Origin of the sequence: Pigmentiphaga litoralis, from assembly GCF_048632615.1 — a bacterium.
In the GTDB taxonomy this organism is placed as follows: domain Bacteria; phylum Pseudomonadota; class Gammaproteobacteria; order Burkholderiales; family Burkholderiaceae_B; genus Pigmentiphaga; species Pigmentiphaga litoralis_B.
The window spans coordinates 1,470,555-1,487,956 of the sequence record NZ_CP184479.1 but is presented as its reverse complement, the minus strand read 5'-3'; the positions used below and the strand labels follow the sequence as shown (position 1 = coordinate 1,487,956).

At 63.7% G+C, this 17,402-nt stretch carries 15 protein-coding genes, 1 tRNA gene and 1 pseudogene; 8 read left to right on the top strand and 9 right to left on the bottom strand.

The window, feature by feature from the left end; translation table 11 throughout:
* Window positions 1–32 precede the first annotated feature (32 nt).
* Window positions 33–1,589, bottom strand: a complete 1,557-nt coding sequence (locus ACNANG_RS06530) for a leucyl aminopeptidase (protein ID WP_420226503.1) — start codon at window positions 1,587–1,589, stop codon at window positions 33–35.
* Between the two features lie 76 nt (window positions 1,590–1,665).
* Between ACNANG_RS06530 and lptF the strand changes: the two genes are divergently transcribed.
* The 3 genes from lptF (at window position 1,666) to ACNANG_RS06515 (ending at window position 4,494) form a co-directional block, all read left to right on the top strand.
* The gene (lptF, locus tag ACNANG_RS06525) at window positions 1,666–2,751 is read left to right on the top strand and encodes an LPS export ABC transporter permease LptF (RefSeq protein ID WP_420226502.1); all 1,086 of its coding nucleotides are present in this window, start codon (window positions 1,666–1,668) and stop codon (window positions 2,749–2,751) included.
* A gap of 167 nt (window positions 2,752–2,918) precedes the next feature.
* Window positions 2,919–3,863 (top strand): CysB family HTH-type transcriptional regulator, encoded by a 945-nt coding sequence (locus tag ACNANG_RS06520; RefSeq protein WP_420226501.1) that lies wholly within the window; start codon window positions 2,919–2,921, stop codon window positions 3,861–3,863.
* 238 nt (window positions 3,864–4,101) lie between these two features.
* Entirely contained in the window at window positions 4,102–4,494 is a 393-nt protein-coding gene (locus ACNANG_RS06515; RefSeq protein ID WP_420226500.1) for a DUF2325 domain-containing protein, read from the top strand.
* Here the strand turns inward: ACNANG_RS06515 and ACNANG_RS06510 are convergent.
* Window positions 4,448–4,885, bottom strand: a complete 438-nt coding sequence (locus ACNANG_RS06510; RefSeq protein ID WP_420227468.1) for a C40 family peptidase — start codon at window positions 4,883–4,885, stop codon at window positions 4,448–4,450. The genes ACNANG_RS06515 and ACNANG_RS06510 overlap by 47 nt on opposite strands.
* Window positions 4,886–5,385: 500 nt before the next feature.
* On the opposite strand from ACNANG_RS06510, the gene ACNANG_RS06505 reads away from it, so the two are divergent.
* Together ACNANG_RS06505 and ACNANG_RS06500 are read left to right on the top strand one after the other, a co-directional pair.
* Window positions 5,386–5,790 carry a heme-binding protein gene (locus ACNANG_RS06505; RefSeq protein WP_420226499.1) on the top strand — a complete coding sequence of 135 codons (405 nt, stop codon included), beginning with the start codon at window positions 5,386–5,388 and terminating at the stop codon, window positions 5,788–5,790.
* Between the two features lie 367 nt (window positions 5,791–6,157).
* Window positions 6,158–7,615, top strand: a complete 1,458-nt coding sequence (locus ACNANG_RS06500; protein ID WP_420226498.1) for an MFS transporter — start codon at window positions 6,158–6,160, stop codon at window positions 7,613–7,615.
* A 245-nt stretch (window positions 7,616–7,860) separates the two neighbouring features.
* On the opposite strand, the pseudogene ACNANG_RS06495 reads toward ACNANG_RS06500, so the two are convergent.
* Together ACNANG_RS06495 and ACNANG_RS06490 are read right to left on the bottom strand one after the other, a co-directional pair.
* Window positions 7,861–9,383 (bottom strand): annotated as a pseudogene (locus ACNANG_RS06495) (fumarate hydratase).
* A gap of 48 nt (window positions 9,384–9,431) precedes the next feature.
* A complete protein-coding gene (locus ACNANG_RS06490) occupies window positions 9,432–10,076 on the bottom strand; it encodes a YqhA family protein (protein WP_420226497.1) in 645 nt (214 codons plus the stop codon).
* A 240-nt stretch (window positions 10,077–10,316) separates the two neighbouring features.
* Here ACNANG_RS06490 and acs point away from each other — a divergent pair, with 240 nt between their 5' ends.
* Window positions 10,317–12,296 carry an acetate--CoA ligase gene (gene acs, locus ACNANG_RS06485; protein WP_420226496.1) on the top strand — a complete coding sequence of 660 codons (1,980 nt, stop codon included), beginning with the start codon at window positions 10,317–10,319 and terminating at the stop codon, window positions 12,294–12,296.
* Between the two features lie 535 nt (window positions 12,297–12,831).
* Window positions 12,832–12,921, top strand: a tRNA-Ser gene (locus ACNANG_RS06480).
* A gap of 272 nt (window positions 12,922–13,193) precedes the next feature.
* On the opposite strand, the gene ACNANG_RS06475 is transcribed toward ACNANG_RS06480, so the two are convergent.
* The 4 genes from ACNANG_RS06475 to ACNANG_RS06460 all read right to left on the bottom strand — a co-directional run bounded on the left by ACNANG_RS06475 (window position 13,194) and on the right by ACNANG_RS06460 (window position 15,038).
* Window positions 13,194–13,514: a type II toxin-antitoxin system RelE/ParE family toxin gene (locus tag ACNANG_RS06475; RefSeq protein WP_420226495.1), complete on the bottom strand. Its 321-nt coding sequence runs from the start codon at window positions 13,512–13,514 to the stop codon at window positions 13,194–13,196.
* Window positions 13,511–13,792: a ribbon-helix-helix domain-containing protein gene (locus ACNANG_RS06470; protein ID WP_420227467.1), complete on the bottom strand. Its 282-nt coding sequence runs from the start codon at window positions 13,790–13,792 to the stop codon at window positions 13,511–13,513. The genes ACNANG_RS06475 and ACNANG_RS06470 overlap by 4 nt, the downstream gene beginning before the upstream one ends.
* 371 nt (window positions 13,793–14,163) lie before the next feature.
* Complete coding sequence (locus ACNANG_RS06465) at window positions 14,164–14,418, bottom strand: hypothetical protein (RefSeq protein WP_420226494.1); 255 nt, start codon at window positions 14,416–14,418, stop codon at window positions 14,164–14,166.
* A gap of 161 nt (window positions 14,419–14,579) precedes the next feature.
* On the bottom strand, window positions 14,580–15,038 hold the full coding sequence (locus tag ACNANG_RS06460) for a cupin domain-containing protein (RefSeq protein ID WP_420226493.1): 459 nt from the start codon (window positions 15,036–15,038) through the stop codon (window positions 14,580–14,582).
* Between the two features lie 108 nt (window positions 15,039–15,146).
* On the opposite strand from ACNANG_RS06460, the gene ACNANG_RS06455 reads away from it, so the two are divergent.
* A complete protein-coding gene (locus tag ACNANG_RS06455) occupies window positions 15,147–15,548 on the top strand; it encodes a MarR family winged helix-turn-helix transcriptional regulator (protein ID WP_420226492.1) in 402 nt (133 codons plus the stop codon).
* Between the two features lie 88 nt (window positions 15,549–15,636).
* On the opposite strand, the gene ACNANG_RS06450 is transcribed toward ACNANG_RS06455, so the two are convergent.
* Window positions 15,637–17,400 carry a class I SAM-dependent methyltransferase gene (locus tag ACNANG_RS06450; RefSeq protein WP_420226491.1) on the bottom strand — a complete coding sequence of 588 codons (1,764 nt, stop codon included), beginning with the start codon at window positions 17,398–17,400 and terminating at the stop codon, window positions 15,637–15,639.
* Window positions 17,401–17,402 lie beyond the last annotated feature (2 nt).

Below are 17,402 nucleotides of genomic sequence, written 5' to 3'. Positions count from 1 at the left end.
GACCGTCCAGGCAGGGAAGGGCGCCCGGCGCATCACACCAGGCTGATCAGGAATTGCGACAGCAGCGGGACGGGGCGGCCGGTGGCGCCCTTGTCCTTGCCGCTGCGCCATGCCGTGCCCGCGATGTCGAGGTGGGCCCAGCGATAGGCCTTGGCGTAGCGCGACAGGAAGCACGCCGCCGTGACCGCGCCACCCGGGGGGCCGCCAATGTTGGCCATGTCGGCAAAATTCGACTTGAGCTGATCCTGGTATTCGTCGTCCATCGGCAGGCGCCACACCGGGTCCATCGCCTGGCGCGAAACCGCCGTCAAGGCATCGGCCAAAGCGTCGTCTTTGGTGAAGAGACCGGTGTTGACGTGGCCCAGCGCGGTCACGCACGCACCCGTCAGCGTGGCGATGTCGATCACGCACGACGGTTTGAAGCGTTCCACATAGGTCAGCGCGTCGCACAGGATCAGGCGGCCTTCGGCGTCGGTGTTCAGGATTTCGATGGTCTGGCCAGACATGCTGGTCACCACGTCGCCAGGCTTGTTGGCGCGGCCGCTCGGCATGTTCTCGCACGCGGGCACCACGCCGATCACGTCGATGGGCAGCTGCATTTCCGCCACGGCGCTCAATGTGCCGAACACGCTGGCCGCGCCGCACATGTCGTACTTCATCTCGTCCATGCCCGATGCCGGCTTGATCGAAATGCCGCCCGAATCGAAGGTAATGCCCTTGCCGACCAGCACGACGGGCGCGTTGGCGCTGCCCGCCGCGCCGCCGGCAGCCGCCGCAGCCGCGGCCGCAGCCTTGCCCCGCGGCGCCTTGACGGGCGGCGCCAGTTTGCTGCCTTCGTAGCGCATCACAATGAACTTGGGCGCTTCGTAAGAGCTGCGCGCCACCGACAGGAACGATCCCATGTTCAGGGCTTCGATCTGACGGCGGTCCAGCACTTCGACGCGGAACTTGAGCGCCCGGGCCATCTTCTTGGCCGTCTCGCCCAGGTAGGTAGGCGTGCAGATGTTCGGGGGCAGATTGCCCAGGTCTTTCGCGACCGTCATGCCGTTGGCAATGGCGCGGCCCTGGGCCATGCCTGCTTCGGCTTCCTTGGCGTCGGCCTTGTCCACGGCCAGCAGCAGCCTGGCCAGCTTGGGACGGACGACCGGCTCGCGCTTGCCGAAGGTGCCGTCGTACCGGTAGGTGACGTCGCCGGCCGCGATCGCCAGCAGGCGGGCGCGCGTGCGCACGTCGCACCCTTCGATCGGCAGCGCGGCCAGGGTCAGCACCGCTTCGGCCGCGCCGGTGGCCACGACGGCCTGCAGCGCCGCGCGGTAGCTGCTGGCCAGCACCTTGGCCGTGTAGCCGGGCTGCGGACCCAGGCCCACCAGGACGACCCGCTGGGCGGCGACGCCAGTCAGGCTGCGCAGCACCAGGGTCTCGCCGGGGCGCGCCTTGAATTCGTTCTTGACCACGTCGCGAATGGCGCCCGCAAGCGCCCGGTCGACCACGTCGGCGGCCGGTGTCAGCACGCCGTCGGCGAACACGCCGACGACCAGCGCGGCCGTTTTGATCTTCTCGGGTGACGAGGTCTGTGTGCTAAAGTCCATGCGCGATTCTTCCTATATGTAGTCGCGAGATTCCCAATTATCCCGCAGATGCGGATCCGTCGCACAAAGCATTCCCTTGTCCCTTTTCCAGCGCTCCGTCAAAGACGAACTCACCAGCCATGGCAGCGTCGTGTTCTCGACGCTCGTCGTGGTGTGGATCAGTGTGCTCATGGTGCGCCTGCTTGGCGAAGCCGCCGCGGGCCGCATCGGCGCGGACGTGGTGATGGGCATCGCGGCGTTCTCGTCGATCAATTCGATGCCGACCATCATCGCGGTGTCGGCCTTCATTGCCGTGCTGACCACCGTGACCCGCAACTATCGCGAGTCCGAAATGGTGGTCTGGTTCGCCAGCGGTCTCAGCTTGCTCGACTGGTTCAAGCCGATTCTGCGCTTTGCCATTCCCACCGCGCTGGTGGTGGCTGCCTTCACCATGTTCGCGTCGCCGTGGGCGTACCGCCAGATCAACGATTACCGCGACCGGTATGAAGCGCGGTCCGACGTCGCCAAGATCACGCCGGGCCAGTTCCTGGAATCCAATGGCGTCGACCGGGTGTTCTTCGTCGAATCGGCCACCGACCTGGCAGACAAGGTCGGCAATGTGTTCGTGCGCTGGATCGAGAATGGCCGCCTGAACGTGCTCACGTCCGGCACCGGTACGATCGAAGAGGAAGCCAATGGCGACCGCTTCATGGTGCTGTCGTCGGGGCATCGTTATGAACTGATGCCCGGGTCCCCTGAATTCCGGCTCATGAGCTTCGAAAAGTATGGCGTGCGCATGGAACGCAAGAACGAAGCCGCGTCCGACGATCCGTCGACCAAGTCTCGCCCTACCATGGACCTGCTGCGGGACCCCGACCTGAAGGCGCGCGGCGAACTGCTGTGGCGCGTCAGCCTGCCGCTTCTGGCGATCAACCTGGCCCTGCTGGCGATTCCGCTGGGGGCCGTCAACCCGCGCCTGGGCCGCTCGGGGGACGTCGTGATCGCCTTGCTGGTGGCACTGTTCTATCTGAACATGGTCAATCTGGCCAAGGCGTGGGTCAACAACGGGCGGGCCGACGTGTTCGTGGCCTTGATCGCGCTGCATGGCACGGTCGCGCTGCTGACCGCCATTCTCATGTACTTCCGCATGCGACTTCGCGCGCCCAAGGCTGCAACAGCCTGAACGGTGGGGGTGGGGGCCGGACGCGGCCCCTCCGCTGAACGCCGCCCCTCCTTCTGCACGGCCCGACTTTACATATAGCCAAATAGAATTAAGCGGGTGGCGCTTATTACCTTATGATCTTAGTCAACTGGGCATAGCCCGCTGATTTTCATAAGAACACACCACCCATGAACCTCCAGCAATTCAAGTTCGTCCGCGAAACCGTTCGTCGCGACTTCAATCTGACCGAAGCGGCGCGCATGTTGTACACGTCGCAGCCGGGTGTCTCCAAAGCCATCATCGAGCTGGAAGACGAGTTGGGAGTCAAGATCTTCGAGCGCCATGGCAAGCGCATCAAGGGTCTGACCAAGCCAGGTCAGGCCGTCTCGCAGATCGTCGACCGCATCATGCGCGAAGTCGACAACCTCAAGAAAGTCAGCGATGAATTCGCCCGCCGCGATGAAGGCGGCCTGACCATTGCGTGCACCCATACTCAAGCACGCTACGCGCTGCCCATCGTCATCCCGGCCTTTCGCCAGCTGTTTCCCAAGGTGCATCTGTCTTTGATCCAGGGCAGTCCCGGCCAACTTGCCGAGATGGTCCTGAACGAACAGGCCGACCTGGCGGTGGCCACCGAAGCCCTGGCGCTGACGCCGGGCATGGTGACCTTGCCCTGCTATACCTGGGAACATGTCGTGGTGGTGCCCAAAGACCATCCGCTGGCCCAGCTGACGCCCGCGCAATCCAAGAAGCTGACGCTGGAGCAGTTGGCTCAGTACCCGGTGATCACCTATGACCGCGCGTTTGCAGGCCGGGTGGCGATCGACCAGGCCTTCAGCTCGCAAGACGTGCATCCCGACTTCGTGCTCGAAGCCATCGACGCCGACGTGATCAAGACCTACGTGGAACTGAACATGGGGATAGGGATCATCGCGGGGGTCGCCTACGACGCCAAGCGTGATACCAATCTGGTCGGCATTCCGGTCGGACGCCTGTTTGGCGTGCACACCAGCCGGATTGGCATGAAATCGGGCATTTTCCTGCGCGATTACGTCTACACGTTCGTGGAACTGCTGGCCCCGGCGCTCACGCGCGAGGTAGTGCAGGAAGCGTTGCGGCCGGCCCCGGCCTGACACGCGGTCGTTTTGGTCCATCCGGAGCTGTTCGCTGGGACATTTGCCGTTCCGCCACGTCTGCCCGCGTCCCCACCGGGCGATGATACTTCCTTGGAAAGCGCGCCGGATTTCTGATTCTCCTATCCCGTCCGCAAAGTCGATTTGATAATCAAATGAGAACTCGTCTCATTCATGTTGACTCTATAACGAGAATCATTATCATCTGATCTGGCTCGTATCAATTACCGGAGGCATCATGACGCTCAGCGCTGTCATCGTCGGGGCAGACCGGCTCGGGAACATTCCTGACCTGCTCAAAGGACACAATATCGCGATCACGCACCACATCAGTGGCCGCGACCCGTCCCATCAGAAAAAGACGTTGCAGTTGCCCTCGGGCACCGAGGTCCTGATCCTGCTGACCGATTTCCTTGGTCACAACGTCATGAAGGCGTTCCGACAGGCGGCACAACGCTCGGGCATTCGCGTGGTTGCGTGCCGGCGGTCAGTGTATGCGATGCAGCAGGCGCTGGAAACCTGCGGGTTGTGTGGCGCGGCGGGCAACGAGCCATGTGCCCGTGCCGACGCCGCCCCCGCCGAAATCAGGGTACAGATGCCACGGTCGCGGCGATCCGGCGCGCGCCATTGAAGCGCGCTTTCCAGTAGGCCATATCCATCCGTTCGACACGGACGACGCCCCCGGCGGACGGGGAGTGCACGAAGCGGCCTTCACCCAGATAGATGCCAACGTGCGAAAACTGGCGGCGCAAGGTGTTGTAGAACACCAGGTCGCCAGGTTGCAGGTCGGATGGTTCGATGTTCTGGCCCATGCGGCTGATTTCTTCCGATTTGCGGGGCAGGTTGAAGCCCAGCACCTGGCGAGCCACGTAAGACACGAGTCCGCTGCAATCGAAGCCGGTATCGGGTGACGAGCCGCCCATCCGATAGCGGATACCCAGATACCCCAGCGCCTGCGACGCCAGTTCCGACGTTGGCGCAAGCAGGCTGTCAGGCGCGTGCCACTGTCCGGACAGGATCATGGCCGGGTCGCGTGCGTTGGCGCGAGGGTCGATATCGGTGTCAGGCAGGCCCAGCATGCCTTCGGCCGCGGCAGCGAACGGGTCCTGCCAGGCGGTGTTGGGGTAGCGGGGAAGCGGCTTGTTGGCAGTGGCGCGGGCAACTTGCGGATTCTGGAGACGGGCCCGCAGTTGCGCAGTGGTCATGATGCCGTCGTCGCCAGCGGTGGGAGCGGTCGTAGCGCAGCCCGTGAGGCCCGAAACCATGGCAAGCGCGGCGATGAGCAGGGGCTTGCGGCACCAGGCCAGGACGAAGGAGGAATGTGTCATGCCGTGTCAGGGGTGACCAAAAGTAAGTCAATCGTCCAAAAGAGTGGCTAAGATACCGGCTGCTGTCGAGCAGGTCAATGCACTTATGCGTTGAAGGTGCAAAAGAGCGGCCTGCACAGGGCCTACAATTTGCGCGTCATCCGACCCGCGCGCGGTGTACCCGCGGCGACCGAGCCCCCCAACAAGGATCCTCCATGAAGACCAAGCACGTCCTGACCTCCGATGATGTGAAGAAGATCGCCGCTGCCGCCGAGGCCGAAGCGCTGGCCAACAAGTGGGCCGTCACCATCGCCATCGTCGACGACGGCGGCCACCTGCTGAATCTGCAACGCCTGGACGGCGCCGCGCCGATCTCCTCGATGATCGGACCCGCCAAGGCACGCACGGCGGCACTCGGCCAACGCGAAACCAAGATCTACGAAGACATCGTCAACAATGGCCGCACCGCCTTCCTGTCGGCGCCGCTGGACGGCCTGCTCGAAGGCGGCGTGCCGATCATCGTCGAAGGCCAGACGATCGGCGCGGTCGGCGTGTCCGGCGTCAAGTCGAACGAAGACGCCCAGATCGCCAAGGCAGGCATCGCCGCTCTGGGCGCGTAAGCCTGGCCTGACGGGCCACGGTCGGCTTTGCTGCTGTCGGCCAAAGGCAACAGCTGCGCCATCTGGCCGCTTGCGCTGTGCAAAACGAACCCCGGCCGCGCGTTCAGGTGCGGTCGGGGTTCGTTGCGTCTGGGGCGTGGGGCTTCGGAGGCGCGTGGACACGGCGCGTGTGGCTGGGGCGTGCGTGGCTGAGGCGTGCGTGGCTCGGGCGTGCGTGGCTGAGGCGTGCGTCGCTGCGGCGTGCGTGGCGGTGGATGCACTGGCGCGGGCAGTCATGCCCCGGACCGGCATCGCCCCGGCGCGTCCATGACGGGCCTTGCCGCTTTTCAGGTACCTTCTTACCTTTATCCCAAGCGGGGCCGTCCCCATGCATTCGACCCCGACCTCTTCGCGCTTTCGTGGCGCGCTCAATGCCGGCGTGCGACCACGCGAAGTCTTCGCATGGTCGCTGTACGACTTCGCGAATTCCGGTTACACCACCGTGGTGTTGACGGCGGTATTCAACGCCTACTTCGTGAGCGTCGTGGCGGGCAATGCGTCGTGGGCGACGTTGGCCTGGACGGGCACCCTGTCCGTGTCTTACCTGATCGTCATGCTGGCCATGCCGGGCCTGGGCGCCTGGGCCGACGCGCGGGGCGCCAAAAAGCGGCTGCTGGCGGTCAGCAGCGTGGGCTGTATCGCGGCCACGGCATCCCTGGCGCTGGTGGGACCGGGCGGGCTGTGGCTGGGTGTCGCGGCGGTGATCGTATCCAACGTGTGCTTCAGCATCGGGGAATCGGTCATCGCCGCGTTTCTGCCCGAGCTGGCCAGGCCCGAAGCGCTGGGGCGCGTATCCGGCTGGGGGTGGAGTTTCGGGTATTTCGGCGGGATGTTGACGCTCGGTCTGTCGCTGCTGGTCGTCATGAAGTCGCAGGCGGCGGGCGGAACGGCCGCGCATTTCGTGCCCTTGACGATGTTGCTGACGGCCGGGATCTTCGCGATCGCGGCGGTGCCGGTTTTCGTTTTTCTGAAAGAGCGATCCGCACCGCAGCCCGGCGGGGCGACCGCCGCGGCGCCTGGGTCGGCGCCACCGCACACTAAGGCTTCCGCAACCGCGCCAGCGCACGCCGCAACGACGACCGCCGCGGCCGCCGCCACCGCGGGCGCCCTGGGCGCACCACCGTCTGCGGCGGGCCAGGCCCTGGGCTTCATGGGCGTCATGCGGCAACTGGGCGCCTCCTGGCGCGCCACCAAGGCCTTTCCTGATTTTCGCAACCTGCTGATCTGCGGCGTGTTCTACCAGGCGGGCATCGCGGTGGTCATTACCCTGGCCGCCGTGTACGCCGAGCAGGTCATGAAATTCCAGCAGGCCCAGATCATGATGCTGGTCTTCCTGGTAAACATCACGGCGGCGGCAGGGGCCTTTGGGTTCGGTTTCGTGCAGGACCGGATCGGCCACCGGGCCGCGCTCAGCGCCACCCTGGTCGGCTGGATCATCATGGTCCTGACGGCCTATTTCGCGCAGACCAGCGGCGGCTTCTGGGCGGCCGCGGCCCTGGCCGGCCTGTGCATGGGGTCAAGCCAGAGCGCCGGCCGGGCCATGACGGGCGCCCTGGCGCCAGCCACGCGCCTGGGCGAATTCTTTGCACTGTGGACGTTTGCGACGCGGCTGGCCGCCATCATCGGGCCGCTGACCTACGGGATGGTGACGTGGATCACCGACGGCAATCATCGTCTGGGAATCCTGATTACCGGCGTGTTCTTCGTGATCGGCCTGCTGGTGCTGACCCGCATCGACATGCGCCGGGGCGAAGCCCTCCGGGTCGCGCGGGCCAGGCAGGGCTAAGGCACGGCGCGCCCTGCCGAGTTGGCCCCCGTCAGGGCCGACCGCGCAGATTTCTCCTCCGACAAGGCGCGCCCTGCCAAGGCACTTGTCTGCCGGACACCAGATCGCCGGCCGCAGGCGGGGTACGGCGCCACCATGCTCCGCCATGCCAGACCAGGCAAAAAAACGGACAGCGCATGCTGTCCGTTTTTCTGCCAGCACGGGACGGCGCATCGCGCGCCCTCCCAGACCGTTCAACGCCGCATTTACGCGACTTCCACCGGAATGCCCGCGATCTTGGCCGACCAGGTCTTGGGGCCGGTTTCGTGCACCGAGGTGCCCGTCGAATCCACCGCGACCGTCACCGGCATGTCCTTCACGTCGAATTCGTAGATCGCTTCCATGCCCAGGTCGGCAAAGCCAACCACCTTGGCGCTGCGGATCGCCTTGGACACCAGGTAGGCCGATCCGCCCACGGCCATCAGATACGCCGACTTGTGCTTGCGGATCGATTCGATGGCGACCGGGCCGCGTTCGGCCTTGCCGATCATCGAGATCAGTCCCGTCTTCTCGAGCATCATGTCGGTGAACTTGTCCATGCGGGTGGCCGTGGTCGGGCCGGCGGGGCCTACCACTTCTTCGCGCACGGGATCCACCGGGCCCACGTAATAGATGACGCGGTTGGTAAAGTCCACGGGCAACGATTCGCCCTTGGCCAGCATTTCCTGGATGCGCTTGTGCGCGGCGTCGCGCCCGGTCAGCATCTTGCCCGACAACAGCAGGGTCTGGCCCGGCTTCCACGAGGCGACTTCTTCCTTGGTCAGCGTATCCAGATCGACACGGGCCGACTTGTTGTAGTCAGGCGCCCAGTTCACATCGGGCCATTCTTCCAGCGACGGCGGATCCAGGCGGGCCACGCCCGAGCCGTCCAGCGTGAAGTGCGCGTGGCGGGTGGCCGCGCAGTTCGGGATCATGGCGATCGGCTTGGACGCGGCGTGCGTCGGGAACATGCTGATCTTGACGTCCAGCACGGTGGTCAGACCGCCCAGGCCTTGCGCGCCGATCCCCAGGGCGTTGACCTTGGTGTACAGCTCGATCCGCATTTCTTCCAGCTTGCTGTTCGGGCCGCGTTGCAGCAGCTCGTACATGTCGATGTCTTCCATCAGCGACTGCTTGGCCATCAGCATCGCTTTTTCGGCGGTGCCGCCAATGCCGATGCCCAGCATGCCGGGCGGGCACCAGCCAGCCCCCATCAGCGGCACGGTCTTCAGCACCCAATCCACCACGGAATCGCTTGGATTCAGCATCGCGAACTTGGACTTGTTTTCCGAACCGCCGCCCTTGGCCGCCACCTGCACGTCGACGACGTTGCCAGGGACCAGTTCGACGTTGACCACACAGGGCGTGTTGTCGCCGGTGTTCTTCCGGGCAAATTGCGGGTCGGCAAGCACGGAGGCGCGCAGCAGGTTATCTGGATTCAGATAGCCGCGGCGCACCCCTGGTCACAGAGTTCCTGCAGCGAGAACTTGCTGTCGAAGCGGACATCCATGCCCACTTTCAGGAACACGTTGACGATGCCGGTGTCCTGGCAGATCGGGCGCTTGCCTTCGGCGCACATGCGCGAATTGGTCAGGATCTGGGCGATCGCGTCCTTGGCGGCGGGGCTTTCCTCGCGCTCGTAGGCGCGCGCCAGGTGGCGAATGTAATCGACCGGGTGGTAGTAGCTGATGAACTGCACAGCGTCGGCGATCGATTGAATCAGGTCTTCTTCCTTGATGACGGTAGTCATGCAAACTCTCCGGGTCGATACAAAAAGAGGAGGGGCGAACGCGATGCGTCAGTGGCCGCCATTCTGGATACGTTCGTGGGTGGGCGCCATCAGGCGGTCGGTGTAAGCGATGGCCAGCGCCGACAGCAGAAAGGCAATGTGGATGCTGGTCTGGGCAATCAGCGTCTTGCTGTCGTAGTGCGCCGCGTTGATGAAGGTCTTGAGCAGGTGGATCGACGAAATGCCGATGATCGCCGTGCCCAGCTTGACCTTCAGCACCGACGCGTTGACGTGGGACAGCCATTCGGGCTGGTCCGGATGGTTTTCCAGATGCAGGCGCGACACGAAGGTCTCGTAGCCGCCCACGATCACCATGATCAGCAGATTGGAGATCATCACCACGTCGATCAGGCCCAGCACCACCAGCATGATGGTCGTCTCGTTCAGGACCGTCGGCACTGGCATGGGCGTCTGGCCCGGCACGAAGGGCATGACGGCCTGGGCCAGCAGTTCGATGGCGTGCTGGTTGCCGAAGGCCGCTTCGATCAGGTGGACCAGTTCCACCCAGAAATGGAAGACATAAACGCCCTGGGCCACGATCAACCCGAGATATAGCGGCAGCTGCAGCCACCGGCTCATGAAAATCAGGTTGGGCAAGGGGCGCAGCGCGCGGGGCGGGCTGAATTCGGAGCGAGGCTTGCTGGGGTCTGACATGTGCTGCCTGTTGAGGAAATTGGATTACCGCGCGGGATTGTACGGTGCTTGCGGATGCTGCGCCGCGGCGGACGGACTCGGCCCGCTTTCTGTAACCTATGGCTAACACCGTTCCGGCATGACGGTGTCGCGTCGCAAAATAGCGACTGGAGCCGTGCACGCCGAGACACGCCCCGCATCCAGATGCCGGGCGCGCGGCGCATGGCGCACTTCCAACAATGACTACAAGGACACGCGGCGATGGCCAACCTCGATTCAGTTCTGACAGAAACGCGGGTGTTCCCGCCCAGTAAAGACTTCGTCGCCCAGGCGAACGTGTCGGGGCCGGAAGGCTACCAGGCCCTGTGCGACGAGGCCGAACGCGACTTCGAAGGCTTCTGGGCCCGGCTGGCGCGCGAACACATCCAGTGGGCCAAGCCGTTTACGCGCACCCTGGACGAAAGCAACGCCCCTTTCTATAAGTGGTTCGACGACGGCGAATTGAACGTGTCGGCCAACTGCCTTGACGTCCACGTGAACAACGGCCGCGGCGACAAGGTTGCCATCATCTTCGAAAGCGACGACGGCAAGATCACCCAGGTCACCTACCGCGACCTGCTGGCCCGCGTGTGCCGCTTCGCCAACGGCCTTACGGCGCTGGGCTACAAGACCGGCGACCGGTCCATCATCTACATGCCCATGTCGGTGGAAGCGGTGGTGGCCATGCAGGCCTGCGCCCGCCTGGGCATCACGCATTCGGTCGTGTTCGGCGGCTTTTCGGCCAAAAGCCTGCAGGAACGCATCGTTGACGTCGGCGCCACGCTGGTCATCACGGCCGATGCGCAGCAGCGCGGCGGCAAGACCATTCCGCTCAAGCCCGCAGTCGAGGAAGCCTTTGCACTGGGCGGCTGCGACGCCATCCGCAAGGTCGTGGTTTACAAGCGCGCCGACGTTGCCGGCAACTGGACAGAAGGCCGCGACGTCTGGATGCACGACGTCGAGGCCGGCCAGTCGGACACGTGCGAACCGGTCATCGTCAATGCGGAACACCCGCTGTTCATCCTGTATACGTCGGGGTCGACCGGCAAACCCAAGGGCGTGCAGCATTCGTCCGCCGGCTTCCTGCTGTGGGCGCACCTGACCGTCAAATGGACCTTCGATCTGAAGCCCGATGACGTGTACTGGTGCACGGCCGACGTCGGCTGGATCACCGGGCACTCGTACATCGCGTATGGCCCCCTGGCCGCCGGCGCGACGCAAGTCGTGTTCGAGGGCGTGCCGACCTTCCCGAATGCCGGCCGGTTCTGGGACATGATCCAGAAGCACAAGGTCAGCATCTTCTATACGGCGCCCACCGCGATTCGCTCGCTGGTCAAGGCCGCCGAAGGCAGCCCCGAACATCATCCCCAAAAATACGACCTGTCCAGCCTGCGCGTTATCGGGTCGGTCGGCGAGCCGATCAATCCCGAAGCGTGGATGTGGTACTACAAGAACGTCGGCGGCGAACGCTGCCCGATCGTGGATACCTGGTGGCAGACCGAAACCGGTGGCCACATGATCACCCCACTGCCGGGTGTCACGCCGCTCAAACCCGGATCGTGCACCACGCCGCTGCCCGGCATCATGGCGGCCATTGTCGATGAGACCGGTGGGGACGTCGAACTGGGCAAGGGCGGCTTCCTGGTGATCAAGCGCCCCTGGCCCGCCATGATCCGCAACATCTGGGGCGATCCGGAACGTTTCAAGAAAAGCTACTACCCCGAAGAACTGGGCGGCACGTACTACCTGGCTGGCGACAGCGCCAACCGGGACACCGACGGCTACTTCTGGATCATGGGCCGTGTGGACGACGTGCTGAACGTATCGGGCCACCGCCTGGGCACCATGGAAGTCGAATCGGCCCTGGTGTCGCACCCCCTCGTAGCCGAAGCCGCGGTCGTGGGCCGGCCGGACGACCTGACGGGCGAGGCCATCGTGGCATTCGTGGTGCTGAAGAAGGCACGTCCCGACGACGCCGAAGCGGCCGAGATTGCCAAGGACTTGCGAGCCTGGGTAGCCCGCGAGATCGGACCGATCGCCAAACCCAAGGACATCCGCTTTGGGGACAACCTGCCCAAGACGCGGTCGGGCAAGATCATGCGCCGGCTGCTGCGCGTGGTGGCTAAGGGAGAAGAGGTGACCCAGGACGTTTCCACCCTGGAAAATCCCGCCATTTTGGATCAGCTAGGCAAAGCGCTCTGATTTGCGCGATAATCTGCACAGCTCTGGTGCGTTTTCCACCAAAAGGATGGTGCATTTTGCACCAACATAGGGGTCAACACCTAGTGTAAGTCGCACAATCCAGGCGCAGAATATCGTTATGCAGTGGAGGAGACAAACCCCTGCAGTCACTAGAAGAGCAAAACGCCCGAGCGGCCGATCCATAAGTAGATCGGCCGCCGGTGCAATAATTTTCCTGCTGTTGTTTGATCTCCTCTGCTGTACTCCCCCTGTACTTTCCCTGTTCTGCTGCGCTGGTGTTCTTCTGGCTTCAGCGGTCACGCGTGGTCTCTGCCGAGTCAGGCAAGCTCTAAAATCTTTCGCATCGGTGCCTTGCAAGGCTGCATCGTTTCGTGCGTCCTGTGTGTCCACTGGTGCGCAGCCATGGTGCCGAGCCATCCTTGGGTGTAATTCCGCATCGTCGCCGTGCGTCGAAAAACTCACGCGTGATTGGCGTCCGGGGATCTGATATACTGCGCGGCTGTTAGCGGCTGGGACACGTCCAAGCCGCCAGCATGGACAGGTGGCCGAGCGGTTGAAGGCGCACGCCTGGAACGCGTGTATATGTGAAAACGTATCGTGGGTTCGAATCCCACCCTGTCCGCCAACAATTCCTGTTTGGCGGCCAGTTGGTTTTAAAGACCGTCAATGAAAAAACCCTGAAATCCTCCTGCTTTGGATTTCGGGGTTTTTTGTTTTCCAGGATGTTTTTGTACGCTTCGTACAAGGTTCTTGGACGCGGTGATGTGGTCAGCGAAGCTATTCGGTTCAGGAGCTGCGGTAGCTTGGCCTTCTTCGCCCGGGCTCGTTCCTGGCGACTACAGTATGGCGTCGATGAGGGTGCAAGCCTGACATGCGCCGCTGCGTGACGAACGATGCTTATTCGTCGTACACGTCCGGCAGAAGGGATTCATAGTCCTGTCCGCCGTAGAAAACGCCGATGATCGACACAGTTTCGATATCAGCCTCGACCATGAAGGCAATGACGGCATTGCGTCCATAGTTCGTGATACGCAGCCCCAGCAGCAGGTCGTCGCGCTGGATGCCGCGCTGCGGAAACGTCGTCAGGCTCTCACAATAGGCGACGATGGCGTCGACGTAGCGGGCCGCAGTGTGCGGCGAACCTGCGTGCGCGATGTACGCTTCGATTGCGTCGAGCTGTGTGATCGCTTGGGGCGCGAACCGGACGGAGTAATTCAAGCCGCCTTACTCGCGCGGTTGCGGCGCTTCGCGGCCAGATGCTCTCGCACCTGATCGGCCGACAGCGCACGCTCGGGGGCGTCTTTGAGTGCCTGAGCCGCCGGGACGACCTGCTCGCGCAGCCAGGATTCCATGGCGCGATCCCGGGCCAGGAGCGCGCGCAAGCCGTCGCGGATGACCTCGCTTTCGGTCGCGTACTCGCCAGCGGCAACCTTGGCTTTGACCACATCGGCCATTTCGTTCGGCAAGGTGATGCTGAATTGTTGAGTCGAGCGCATAGTGGGCTCTCTTTTGGGAAGTGTAGGATTAAATCCTATACTTTCTGCACGCGAGCGGCAAACCTCTTTGCCGCCAACTATCTCGGTCTGGCGGTCCCGCAAATAGTCGTTGGGTTTCTTCAGACGATTGTCGTAAGTCACTGCTTTATCCAGAAACCCGTGCTGGCGGTAGTGGCCACCCCAACGGCCGGCAACACTGTCTGATCCAAGCAGTGTCGCATCGTCTTCCTCGTGAATCGTCTACGGGAAGTCAGATGCTAAGCGTCATGGCAAAAACTGGGGATGCGTGAAACTGCGCAAGCCGGGCAAAGCGACACATCGGCCATCGCTGACAAAGCGGCAAAATGGTCGCCGTGAAGTTTGTCCAGCCGTCAGTCGCGGCGACTTGAATAGAACTGGGCGTCGCCCCGGTCCAGCGTGTCGTGCGCGATCATGGACAGTTCAAGCGCGGCTTCAAATGAGGAACGTCCGGTCGCCGCAAAGCGGCGTGTGAAGCGGCCGCGACGGTCGGAAATGATCCCGGTGCAATGGGTCAGGCCGGTTGGCGTCTGAATGCTGCATTCGTGCAGCAGGTGGCCGTCGTCAAGTTTGATGGTGCGTGTAGACCACTGGGGAGCGTTGCTCATGGTGCGGGCAAGAAATCCGTATGACACCAATTTACTGCAGCCAGTGTGGCGGGCCATCCGCCGAGTGGCTTACGCACCACGTCCCGCGTAACCGATCGCTACTTCGACGAGCGCGAAAACAAGGCGTCCATAGAAGCCGCCTTCTGCACTGCCACAACTGCTTACATCGCCAGTTCCAGGCCGTGCCGCTGCATGACGCCTTTTAGTGCGGCCAGGTCAGGCGGCCCGCCAGCGCCCAATACGCCTGCGACTTCATTGAAGTAGTCCGGCCCGATATTGGCGGGCGAAAAGACCACCAACGCCCGCGCTGGTACAGTGCCAGGGTTCGAAAAGTGATGCACGCTGCCGCGCGGCGAAAAACAATAGTCGCCCGGGTTGAGCACGCGGCTCTCGCCGTCGACTCGGTAGGTCAACGAACCTTCCAGCATGTGGATGGTTTCGTCGACATCGACATGGCGATGGGGCGGTGGCACCTTGGCCTGCGGCTGGACGACCATCTCGGCCATGGCCATGTGGCCGGTCGTGTGCCGCCCGTCCACCAGAAACTGCATTGATAGCGATCCGATGGTGATCAGGTCGCCGCGCCCCGTGGCGGCCTGCTGCATGGCATGCGTGGTCATCGTGGAACTCCTGACATATTTAGGGTAAAGTGACTTTACCAAATGCATGCAAAAATACAATCATCTTCGACTTCTCGGTTTCCCGAGGATCCCGATCCCGATGACCCCTTGATCGGGGCGCGGCTGCGTTTCGGCCTGTCGTATGTCGAGCAGCGCATTCTTGATGCCCTTGTTGAAGCGGGCTACGCCGATATTCAGGTCGCGCATTTCAAGGTGCTGCGCTTTCCGCCGCCCGAGAACGAACGACCGATCGACCTTGCGCAGCGGGCTGGCATGACCAAGCAGGCGATGAACTACCTGCTGGTCCAGTTGGAAGAGATGGGGTATGTCGAGCGGGTCGCGGCAGAAGGCACGACTGCACGCCGCATTTCGTTGACGGAACGGGGCTGGGCAGTGGCCAAGATTCAGCGTAGCGCCGTGCACGACGTGGAGAAGGAGTGGGAAGCGCGGATAGGCAAGGCGCGCTTCGCCGAATTCTATGCGGTGTTGAAGGAATTGACCGCCACGTAGAGGGCGGTCGCGTCCTTGGTTGGCGCATGCCGCGTGTCGGGCAGGCACATGCCACGCCGGCGGACGAAGGATGACCGGGATCGATCGCTTACGGAGTTGGTAAATGCGCTGCCGTGGCCGCCGTGTCCGGCACGACGCCGTACTGTGTCCACCGGGGCAGCACCTCGGCCTCGAAGGCCGCCAGGGTTGCCGGATCGATGTCCGGGTGCCGTGACGCAAGCGCGGCACTGCGCAGGGCGGGTTGGCCAATCAAGGTATGGCCGACGGCGGCTTGCCAGGCAGGCACCTCGAGCGCGGTGGCAAGCGCGGGCGCAAGCAGCCAATGCCTCGGACCGGGCTGTTCGCCGAGCCAGGCGTTCAGTTGCCAGGCTCGTTGCCATCGCGCCGTGTCCGCAGATGCGCCCGCGATGTTGGCTGTTGGAGTGGTCGGCGTGGGCAAAGGATGCGCGCACCGTGCCCAGAAGAGTGTCAGGAACGCCTGGTTCAGAAACCCGGGCTGCGCCGAGTAAGGCGCCTGTCGGGCGATGCTGGCGTAGCTCGCGGGGCCAAGTGACAGAGCCCGAAGCAGGGGCGTGAACCAGGCATGGGGCGCTTCAATGACGCCGATGCGGGTGTCGAGTTGCAGCGGTCCGTGCTCGGGTGCGCCAGGCAGGGCAGCAATGTTCTGGTTCAGCAGCCGGGCGCGATGGGCGTCGGCGGCAAGTCGATGATCTTGTCCATCATCCGTACGCTGATAGATGTCGCGCCGCAGGCTTTGATTGCGGGCCAGGTCGCGCAGGGTTTCGGCTGTCGCGGGATCGTGGACGCCGCGCAGCATGGGTTGCACGCGCGCGGGAATCGATATCGCGTCAATGTTTTCGATCAGCGTGGCGCTGCCGATGTACGTGCAGCCGATGGCGGCGAAGTCCTGCATGACGTCGGCGACATGCAGGGGCTGCCAGTCGGCGCTGATGAATTCATGGGCAAGGTAGGCATCGTCTTCCTGTTCAAGATGACCAAGCTGGCGCGCCATGTCGGGCGTGGCGATAAAGTAGCCGGCGCCCGATCGTTCCAGTTGCCGGAGCAGCGCAACCCCGTGGCGAAGTCCCGCGTGCGCGGCGCCGATTGTTTCGACCTGCGAAGTGCGTGCCGCTGGAAAGGGCGTCGTGCTTGCCGGTAAGGCACTGGAAGACGATGTGCCTGAAGCTGCCGAACAAGAGGCCGCCGCCCCGGCTGCTGCCTCTGCCGACAGCCGCAGCAGCCGTTGCGCCGCCGCCAGGCCTGACGCACCTGGGTGGCTCATATAGGCCACGTACACCAGGCCGCCCGGTTTGAGCCAGCGTTGCATGACCTTGCGGATCGCGGCGCGGGTGTCTGACGTGACCCACGCATACACGCCGTGCAGCACGATGAAGTCGCAGTGGGGATAGGCGTCATCGGCTGCGCGGGCCATGTCCGCGACGTCTGCGTGAACGAAGTCGATGTTGTCGACGCCGCTTGCGGCTGCGCGTTCGCGTGCGACCGCCACGTGCCGCGGGTCGATGTCCACGGCAATGAAGCGGCTATCGGGATGCGCGGCGGCGGTGAGCAGGGCGCCCATGCCTGCGCCGCATCCCAGTTCCATCCATACGAACGGTTCGTTGTCCGGCGGTGTCTGGCGGCCAAGCGCGATGGTTGCTGCGCGCAACCATGTCGGCGTCATTTCGCGGTGGAAGAAATCCGGATAGGCGGCGCCGGGGCAGGCCGCAACGGCATGGGCGGTATCCGGGCGGGACGGGTCCGCGTGGGCAGCATCAGAGAGTGCGGTCCGACCCGCAGCCTGCCCCGCGCCAGCCCGCGCGCCGTCAGCATCGTCGAACGTGTCACGCGTCATGA

Excerpts from the sequence above, each read along its gene's own strand:
- ACNANG_RS06530 (WP_420226503.1), bottom strand. The coding sequence starts at position 1,589 with ATGGACTTTAGCACACAGACCTCGTCACCCGAGAAGATCAAAACGGCC.
- ACNANG_RS06520 (WP_420226501.1), top strand. The coding sequence starts at position 2,919 with ATGAACCTCCAGCAATTCAAGTTCGTCCGCGAAACCGTTCGTCGCGAC.
- ACNANG_RS06515 (WP_420226500.1), top strand. The coding sequence starts at position 4,102 with ATGACGCTCAGCGCTGTCATCGTCGGGGCAGACCGGCTCGGGAACATT.
- ACNANG_RS06510 (WP_420227468.1), bottom strand. The coding sequence starts at position 4,885 with ATGATCCTGTCCGGACAGTGGCACGCGCCTGACAGCCTGCTTGCGCCA.
- ACNANG_RS06505 (WP_420226499.1), top strand. The coding sequence starts at position 5,386 with ATGAAGACCAAGCACGTCCTGACCTCCGATGATGTGAAGAAGATCGCC.
- ACNANG_RS06500 (WP_420226498.1), top strand. The coding sequence starts at position 6,158 with ATGCATTCGACCCCGACCTCTTCGCGCTTTCGTGGCGCGCTCAATGCC.
- ACNANG_RS06490 (WP_420226497.1), bottom strand. The coding sequence starts at position 10,076 with ATGTCAGACCCCAGCAAGCCTCGCTCCGAATTCAGCCCGCCCCGCGCG.
- acs (WP_420226496.1), top strand. The coding sequence starts at position 10,317 with ATGGCCAACCTCGATTCAGTTCTGACAGAAACGCGGGTGTTCCCGCCC.
- ACNANG_RS06470 (WP_420227467.1), bottom strand. The coding sequence starts at position 13,792 with ATGCGCTCGACTCAACAATTCAGCATCACCTTGCCGAACGAAATGGCC.
- ACNANG_RS06465 (WP_420226494.1), bottom strand. The coding sequence starts at position 14,418 with ATGAGCAACGCTCCCCAGTGGTCTACACGCACCATCAAACTTGACGAC.
- ACNANG_RS06460 (WP_420226493.1), bottom strand. The coding sequence starts at position 15,038 with ATGACCACGCATGCCATGCAGCAGGCCGCCACGGGGCGCGGCGACCTG.
- ACNANG_RS06450 (WP_420226491.1), bottom strand. The coding sequence starts at position 17,400 with ATGACGCGTGACACGTTCGACGATGCTGACGGCGCGCGGGCTGGCGCG.